Annotated in this window: 6 protein-coding genes and 1 pseudogene; 2 read left to right on the top strand and 5 right to left on the bottom strand. The window is 65.7% G+C overall.

What is annotated here, in order from left to right; translation table 11 throughout:
- Positions 1 to 677, bottom strand: a 677-nt coding sequence (locus tag DTW89_RS18170) for an FAD-dependent oxidoreductase (RefSeq protein WP_114656956.1), incomplete at its 3' end; no start/stop codon positions are given.
- 194 nt (positions 678 to 871) lie between these two features.
- Here DTW89_RS18170 and DTW89_RS18175 point away from each other — a divergent pair.
- Entirely contained in the window at positions 872 to 1,918 is a 1,047-nt protein-coding gene (locus tag DTW89_RS18175) for an AraC family transcriptional regulator (protein ID WP_236637206.1), read from the top strand.
- Between the two features lie 51 nt (positions 1,919 to 1,969).
- Here the strand turns inward: DTW89_RS18175 and DTW89_RS18185 are convergent, their stop codons facing one another.
- Entirely contained in the window at positions 1,970 to 3,847 is a 1,878-nt protein-coding gene (locus DTW89_RS18185) for a SulP family inorganic anion transporter (RefSeq protein WP_024816098.1), read from the bottom strand.
- A 253-nt stretch (positions 3,848 to 4,100) separates the two neighbouring features.
- On the opposite strand from DTW89_RS18185, the gene DTW89_RS18190 reads away from it, so the two are divergent.
- A complete protein-coding gene (locus DTW89_RS18190) occupies positions 4,101 to 4,733 on the top strand; it encodes a YitT family protein (RefSeq protein WP_035242170.1) in 633 nt (210 codons plus the stop codon).
- On the opposite strand, the gene DTW89_RS18195 is transcribed toward DTW89_RS18190, so the two are convergent.
- The 3 genes and pseudogenes from DTW89_RS18195 to DTW89_RS18205 all read right to left on the bottom strand — a co-directional run.
- On the bottom strand, positions 4,718 to 5,050 hold the full coding sequence (locus tag DTW89_RS18195; protein ID WP_024816096.1) for a hypothetical protein: 333 nt from the start codon (positions 5,048 to 5,050) through the stop codon (positions 4,718 to 4,720). The genes DTW89_RS18190 and DTW89_RS18195 overlap by 16 nt on opposite strands.
- 14 nt (positions 5,051 to 5,064) lie before the next feature.
- Positions 5,065 to 7,152 (bottom strand): methionine--tRNA ligase, encoded by a 2,088-nt coding sequence (gene metG, locus DTW89_RS18200; RefSeq protein WP_114656958.1) that lies wholly within the window; start codon positions 7,150 to 7,152, stop codon positions 5,065 to 5,067.
- 80 nt (positions 7,153 to 7,232) lie between these two features.
- A pseudogene (locus DTW89_RS18205) lies at positions 7,233 to 7,680 on the bottom strand (patatin-like phospholipase family protein); the annotation flags it as partial.

The raw sequence follows: 7,680 nt of genomic DNA on the forward strand, positions 1-7,680 counted from the left end.
GGGCGGTTGGTGGGCCAGTTGGCGCGGGTTTGCGCGTGGCCGCCGTTGATGCCGCCCACGGCCAGCACCACCACAGCAGCCGTCAGCCGCACCTCGGCACCGGTGTCCTCGTTCACCGCCAGCACGCCGGACGTGCGGCCTTGCTGCAAATCCAGCGCACTGGCGCGGTGGCGGTGCAGCACGGTGAGCCGCCCGCCCGTGTCGGCCTGGCGCATCGCGGCGATCATGCGGCGCGTGAGCTCGCGTGCCGTGCCCCAGATGATGTGGTAGCGCGGCACGCTGTTGCCCTCGCCATGCCGCCCGCGCTCGATCCAGTTGACCGCAGGCATGAATTTGACGCCCTCGCCCAGAAGCCAGTCGTACACCTCGGCGCGCGAATGCTCGACGTAGTAGCGCGCCCACTGCTGCGGATAGGTGTCGGCCGGGTCCATCTCGCCAAATCGCACCCAGTCGCGCAGCGCGGCCTCGGGCGAGTCGGGGATCTTCATGCGTGCCTGCAGCGCCGTGCCCACCAGCGCCATGCCGCCAAACGCCCACAGGGCGAGGCCTCCCAGGCGCTCGGGGGCATCGCGGTCCACCAGCGCCACGGACTGGCCCGCGCGCAGGGCTTCGAGCGCGGTGACGATGCCGGCCAGCCCGCCGCCAACGATCACCACATCATGGTGCTGTGCTGCCATGGTTTGTCTCCTGTTTGTGGAACCTGTGCGGTTCTCTGTAAGGTTCTTTGTGCGCCAGACGATAGCGTTTTATGATCGCTCCAGCCTTGACCTTGGAGACCATGCATGTTGACTTTGGAGCCCGATCGTGACCTTTCCTCAGGGCGACGACGGGCATGACGGTGTTGAAGCCATGTGTTCCCCATGAACAGGGCGTGAGCCATTTACTGGCGCCCAGCGTTGCGATGAGCTGGGTCAATACCGTCGTGGCGGCTGCCGAGCGCCAGGGCCTGGCGCGCGGGCGGCTGCTGGCACGCGCGGGCCTGGCAAGCGATTGCCTGGACGCGCCGCGCTGGCCCATCGACGACATCACACGCCTGTGGCGTGCGGCCGCCGAGCTGACGGGCGACCCGGCTTTCGGCCTGAACGCCGGGCGCACGGTGGGGCCAGGCAGCTTCAATGTGGTCGGTTTCATCTTGCTGTCGTCGTCCACGCTGCGCAATGCCATCGGCCTGTTGCAGCAATACCAGCGGCTCATCAGCGATGGCGGGCGCTTCCAGATCCTGGCCGGCGAGCACCAGAGCTGGGTGGTGTACCACCCGCAGCAGGGCGAGCTGGCTTTCAGTGCGCACCAGGTCGAGGCCGTGCTGGCGGCCACGGTGAGCTTCAGCCACTGGGTTTCGGGCCACGCCGTGCAGCCGCTGCGAGTGCAGTTCACCCACCGGCAACTGGGGCCGCTGCCCGGCTACGCCGCGGTGTTCGAGACCGAGGTGGAGTTCGAGCAGGCTTTCAACGGCCTGCTGCTGGCCAATGCCGTGCTGGATGCGCCCTTGCCGCAGGCCGATGCGGCGCTCTCCGGCCTGCACCGCGCCCACGCCTCGGCCCAGCTGGCGGCGTTGTCGGTGCCCCAGGGCCTGAGCTCGCGCGTGGAGCAATGGCTGGCGGGTGCCATCGACAGGGGCGTGACCGAGCGGGCGCAGGCTGCGCGCCAGTTCGGCCTGACCGAGCGGGCGTTTGCCCGGCGGCTCACGGCCGAGGGCGTGCACTATTCGGATTTGCTGGACAGTGCGCGCCGGGCGCTGGCGTGCCGGGCCGTGGCAGACGGTGCGCAACCGTTCGTCGTCATCGCGCGCAGGCTGGGGTTTTCGGAGGCCAGCGCATTCAACCGGGCGTTTCGGCGCTGGACAGGGTGTGCGCCCGGGGACTGGCAGGCGCGAGCCATGCAAGGCAGTGGGGACGCTGCGCCCTGTGCCAACGATTGATAGTAAAAAACGGATGAAACGCTTGCTGCATAAGCGCAAGCAGCTCTCTTTTTAGGAGCTTTTGCGGTGCTGGGCTGCGTTCTGCGCTGCCAGCCGGGCGTTGAAGCCCGAACGCTCCATCAGCGAGCGCGGCTGCTCTTGGGCATCCTGCACGCACAGCACGCCGCCGCGTTGGCCCACGGCTTTCAGAATCTGCTCCAGGCCTTCCAGGCCCGTGGTGTCCAGGGCAAACAGGTCGCGCGCGTTCAGTACCACTTCGGGGCCTTCGGGGCCAGCCTCCACGGCCTGCACAATGGGGTCGATCTTGGCGGCAGCCCCAAAAAACAGCGCACCGTGCAGGCGCCAGGCCAGGCGGGGGCGGGGGCCTGCCGCTAGGAGCCTGTCGGACGTGGAAATCGTCGGCTGCAAATCGGCCGCAGCGGTCCATTTTTCACCGTCTTTTTGCCCCATAGCCCCGCTATGGGGCTGCAAATCCGGCGAAAACTGTCCTCGCTGGGTCCGATTTTCGCTTTCGACGCTCCAAGTCCGACAGGCTCCTGGTGCCAATTCCCCTTGGTCAGCGGCAGGGGCCGTGGCCGTGGTGGCGCGGGGCAACTCGGGCTCGGCGCGGAACAGTGCGCTCATGCGCCGCACAAACAGCACGCAGGCCAGCCCAAGCCCCACCTCCACCGCCACCGTGAGGTCAAACACCACGGTCAGGAAGAACGTACCCAGCATGAGCAGCCGGTAGTGGTTGCTGAAATGCTTGAGGCGCACAAACTCGTGCCACTCGCCCATGTTCCAGGCCACATAAAGCAGGATGCCCGCCAGCACCGCCAGCGGGATGTGCAGGGCCAGCGGCGCGGCCAGCAGCACGATGAGCGCCAGCGTGGCAGCGTGCACGATGCCGGCGATGGGGCTGGTGGCGCCCGCGCGCAGGTTGGTCACGGTGCGCGCAATGGTGCCGGTAGCGGGCATGCCCCCAAAGAACGGCACTATGAAATTGGCAACGCCCTGGGCCATGAGCTCCTGGTTGGGGTCGTGCTTCTTGTGGTGCGGGTTGGTGGCCAGCTGGTCGGCTACGCGCGCACACAGCAGCGACTCGATGGCGCCCAGTAGCGCAATGGTGACGGTGGGCGTGACCAGCAGGCGCACGGTGTCCCACGAAAAATCGGGCAACGCAAACGCTGGCGCCTGCTGCGGAATGCCGCCAAAGCGCGAGCCAATCGTCTCCACTGGGTAGTCCATCACATAGGCCAGCGCGGTCAGGGTGATCAGGGCCACCACGGGCGCAGGCACGCGTGCAAAAGAGCGCACGGTGTGGCCCTCGGCAATGCGCAGCACCGGCGAGCCGTGCATGAACAGGCGCGGCCACAGGAACAGGCCGCCCAGGCACAGCCCGCCCAGCCCCAGCGCATAGGGGTTCAGCGTGCCGATGTGCTGGCCCAGCACATGAACCTGCGAGAAAAAGTTGCCCGGCATCTTGTCGATGGACAAACCCAGCCAGTCCTTCACCTGCGACAGCGCGATCAGCACCGCAATGCCGTTGGTAAACCCGATGACGATGCTCACCGGCACGAAGCGCACCAGGCTGCCCAGCTTGAACATCCCGAGCAGGAACAGCAGCACCCCCGCACAGGCCGTAGAAATCAGCAGGTTGGCCACGCCATAGCGCTCGACGATGCCGTAGACGATGACGATGAACGCCCCGGCCGGCCCGCCAATCTGCACATTGGTGCCGCCCAGCAGCGCAATGAGGAAGCCGCCGATGATGGCCGTCCACAACCCCGCCTCGGGCTTGAGGCCGCTGGCGATGGCAAACGCCATGGCCAGCGGCAGCGCGACGATGCCCACCGTGACACCTGCGCCCACATCGGCGAGCCAGCGGTTGCGGCTGTAGCCGCGCAGGGCATCCAGCAGACGGGGGCGGAAGGCAAACGAGAAACGCATGGATGGAGAGGGAGTGGGTAAAGAACGAAGGCCCAAGCCGGTGCGCCAGTGTAGTGAGCCGGTGACAAAGTGCAACCGTAGCGGCCGCACCCCGATCGCCTGCCGTCGATCCTGTCGCTATTTTTTTAATAGCTTATAGCACTTGATTGGTAAGCGCTGCAGGCCGATATGATCGAAAATCGTGCGGCGGGCTCGGTTGGCGCAGCGGTCAGCCGCCCCGCCGTCTGGCGCGTTGCTTGCTTGCCTCCATCCCATGAATCCACCCATGTCTGACGCCTCCGCCCCGCCATCCTCCCTGCGCCACGGCACGTTTGAAGATGCGCAGGCACTGTTTGCCGGCACCCTGTTTGTGGCCATGGCACTCATGCTGTTCAACCAGGCGGGGTTGCTGGTGGGGGGCACGGCGGGTGTGGCGTTTTTGCTGCACTACGTTACGGGCATCTCGTTTGGCAAACTCTTCTTTGTTGTCAACCTGCCGTTCTACTGGTTTGCATGGACGCGCATGGGCCGCGAGTTCACCATCAAGACTTTTGTCTGCGTGGCCCTGCTGTCACTGCTGACGGAGCTCTTCCCGCACGTCATGCATGTGGACTACCTGAACCCGCTGTTCGCCTCGCTGCTGGGCGGGTTGCTGCTGGGCACGGGCTGCCTGTTTTTGGCGCGCCACCGCTCCAGCCTGGGGGGTGCCACGGTGATATCGCTGTACCTGCAAGCCCGTTACGGCATGCGTGCAGGCAAGGTGCAGATGATGATCGACGGCACTGTGGTGCTGTTGGCACTTTTCATCGTGCCGGTGGAGCGCGTGGCGTATTCGGTGCTGGCGGTGCTGGTGATGAGCGGCTTTTTGTGGATCAGCCACCGGCCGGGGCGCTATACCGGAGAGTGAGCGGTGGGCGGGTTGGACTGGGGCAGTGTGCCCGGCAGAGCGGGCGGTGCGGATTGCTCTGCGGGCGCCGGGCGGATGGACTCCCTGATCTGGATGCCGCTGCTGTCCGCCGCTGTCCCGTCACTGGACAGGGCATCGACGGCCATTCCCACGCCCTTGCCCACCACCTTGGCAGTGCCCACGGCAGCATCCGCCGCCAAGCCCACGGCGGTGGCCGTGACGCTAACGGCCGTGGCGGTCACCGCCACCACCGTGCAGCCGGCCAGCAACTGCGGCAGCAGCAAGGCGCCCGCCAGAGCACAGGCCAGACAGCGCATGGGCCGGGTCGCTTTCAGCGCACCCGCATGCCTGGCGTTGCACCAGGCCAAGGGTTCAGCACAAAAATCCCTGGGTTCGCCTTCTCGTCACCATGGCTGGCGGCCAGCACCATGCCCTCGGACACGCCAAACTTCATCTTGCGCGGCGCGAGGTTGGCCACCATCACGGTGTGCTTGCCAATCAGGTCTGCGGGTTGGTAGGCGCTGGCGATGCCGCTGAACACGTTGCGGGTTTTGCCCTCGCCCACATCCAGCGTCAGGCGCAGCAGCTTGGTCGAGCCTTCCACGGCTTCGCAGTTCACGATCAGCGCGATGCGCAGGTCGATCTTGGTGAAGTCGTCGATGGTGATGGCGGGGGCCAGTTCTTCGCCGCCGGGTGCTACTGTTTCAGTAGCTGCCTGCGATTGATCTGCCTGGGCTGGAGGCTCAAACAATGCTTCAAGCTGCTTGATGTCCACGCGCTGCATCAGGTGCTTGTATTCGCCGATCACATGGCCCTGGCCCAGCATCACCTGCGCGCTGGCGAAGGTGAAGGGCTCGACCTTCAAAAAGGCCTCGACCTGCGCGGCCAGCGCTGGCAGCACGGGCTTGAGCAGGATGGTGAGCACGCGGAAGGCTTCGATGCAGGTGGTGCACACGTCGTGCAGGCGGGCTTCCATGCCGTCTTGCTTGGCCAGCTCCCAGGGCTTGTTCTGGTCTACATAGGCGTTCACGCGGTCGGCCAGCAGCATGGTCTCGCGCAGGGCTTTGCCATATTCGCGCTCGGCCAGCAGCTCGATGACCGACGGCGCCACGGTGCGCAGGTGGTCCAGCAGCGCGTCGCCGTCGGCCGAGACTTCGCCGAGCGCGCCGCCAAAGCGCTTGCTGATGAACCCGGCCGCGCGGCTGGCGATGTTGATGTATTTGCCAATCAAATCGCTGTTCACGCGGGCCATGAAGTCATCGGCGTTGAAGTCGATGTCTTCGTTGCGGCTGCTGAGCTTGGTGGCCAGGTAGTAGCGCAGCCACTCGGCGTTCATCGAGAGGCCCAGGTACTTGAGCGGATCGAGGCCGGTGCCCCGGCTCTTGCTCATCTTCTCACCGTTGTTCACCGTGAGGAAGCCGTGCACGAACACCGAGTCGGGCACCTTGCGGCCACTGAACTTCAGCGTGGCGGGCCAGAACAGAGTGTGGAAGGTGACGATGTCCTTGCCGATGAAGTGGTACTGCTCCAGCGCCGGGTCGGCCATGTAGGCCTCGTAGTCCTCGCCGCGCTTGGTCAGCAGGTTTTTCAACGAGGCCAGGTAGCCAATGGGGGCGTCGAGCCACACATAAAAGTATTTGCCCGGCGCATCGGGGATTTCGATACCGAAGTAAGGCGCATCGCGCGAGATGTCCCAGTCGCCCAGGCCCTCACTCTTCGTGCCGTCGGGGTTGGTGCGCACGGTGAACCATTCGCGCACCTTGTTGGCCACCTCGGGCTGCAGGCGGCCGTTTTGCGTCCAGTCTTCCAAAAAGGCCACGCAACGCGGGTCCGACAGCTTGAAGAAGAAATGCTCCGAGCTTTTGAGCAGCGGCTTGGCGCCCGAGAGTGCGGAGTAGGGGTTGATGAGGTCGGTAGGCGCGTACACGGCGCCGCAGACCTCGCAGTTGTCGCCGTACTGGTCCTTGGCGTGGCACTTGGGGCACTCGCCCTTGATGAAGCGGTCGGGCAGGAACATGTTCTTCTCGGGGTCGAAGAACTGCTCGATGGTGCGGGTTTCGATCAGGCCGTTGGCCTTGAGGCCGCGGTAGATGTCCTGGGCCAGCTCGTGGTTCTCGGGCGCGTCGGTGCTGTGCCAGTTGTCGAACTCGATGTGAAAGCCATCGAGGTACTGCTTGCGCCCGGCGGCGATGTCGGCCACGAACTGCTGCGGCGTCTTGCCGGCCTTCTCGGCCGCGATCATGATGGGCGCGCCGTGGGTGTCGTCGGCGCCGACGAAGTTCACCGCGTTGCCCAGCAGCCGCTGCGTGCGCACCCAGATATCGGCCTGGATGTATTCCATGATGTGGCCGATGTGGAAGTTGCCGTTGGCGTAGGGCAGGGCGGTGGTGACGAAGAGTTTGCGTGCGGATGACGTCATGAAAAGCGGCTTTCTCAGGCGGAACCCGCGATTTTAGGCGTTTCAAGTCCCGTGGTGCTGGCGGGTTCTTTCACGCCGTGTCAGGTGGGAAGGCGGGTGCGCAGCGCGGCGCCGGTGTCTTTCCAGCCAAAGAAGCGGCACACGTCGGCGCGCCGGGCCAGGGTGTCGGCCCGGCCCAGGGCCATCAGCTCCTGGGTGTAGCCCTGTTCGAACAGCAGGTAACTGGCCAGTGCCGCGCCGCGCACGTCGGCCATGTTCGAGGTGACGCCCAGGGCGCCCAGCATGGTGCGCACGGGGCCGGGCAGGTCGCCCACATGGCGGGCGGCGATGGCATCGAGCCGCTGCGAGGGGGCGATGACGAGCAGCTCGACAGGCCGCAGCGCGCTGTGGGTGCGCTTTTCTTCAGGAATGAGCGACAGGGTCTGGTTGATGCGCTGAACCCGCTCCACATCCACCGACAGCGCATCCAGAAAGATGTTGGACAGCGCGTGCCCGGCAATCTGCGCCAGCGAGGGGTAACTGGGGGAG

It is taken from the genome of Acidovorax sp. BoFeN1, from assembly GCF_003345135.1.
Taxonomy (GTDB): Bacteria; Pseudomonadota; Gammaproteobacteria; order Burkholderiales; family Burkholderiaceae_C; genus Acidovorax; species Acidovorax defluvii.

What these genes read in the sequence shown, in the direction of transcription:
- DTW89_RS18185 (WP_024816098.1), bottom strand. Translation starts at nt 3,847, where the DNA reads ATGCGTTTCTCGTTTGCCTTCCGCCCCCGTCTGCTGGATGCCCTGCGC.
- DTW89_RS18190 (WP_035242170.1), top strand. Translation starts at nt 4,101, where the DNA reads ATGAATCCACCCATGTCTGACGCCTCCGCCCCGCCATCCTCCCTGCGC.
- DTW89_RS18195 (WP_024816096.1), bottom strand. Translation starts at nt 5,050, where the DNA reads ATGCGCTGTCTGGCCTGTGCTCTGGCGGGCGCCTTGCTGCTGCCGCAG.
- metG (WP_114656958.1), bottom strand. Translation starts at nt 7,152, where the DNA reads ATGACGTCATCCGCACGCAAACTCTTCGTCACCACCGCCCTGCCCTAC.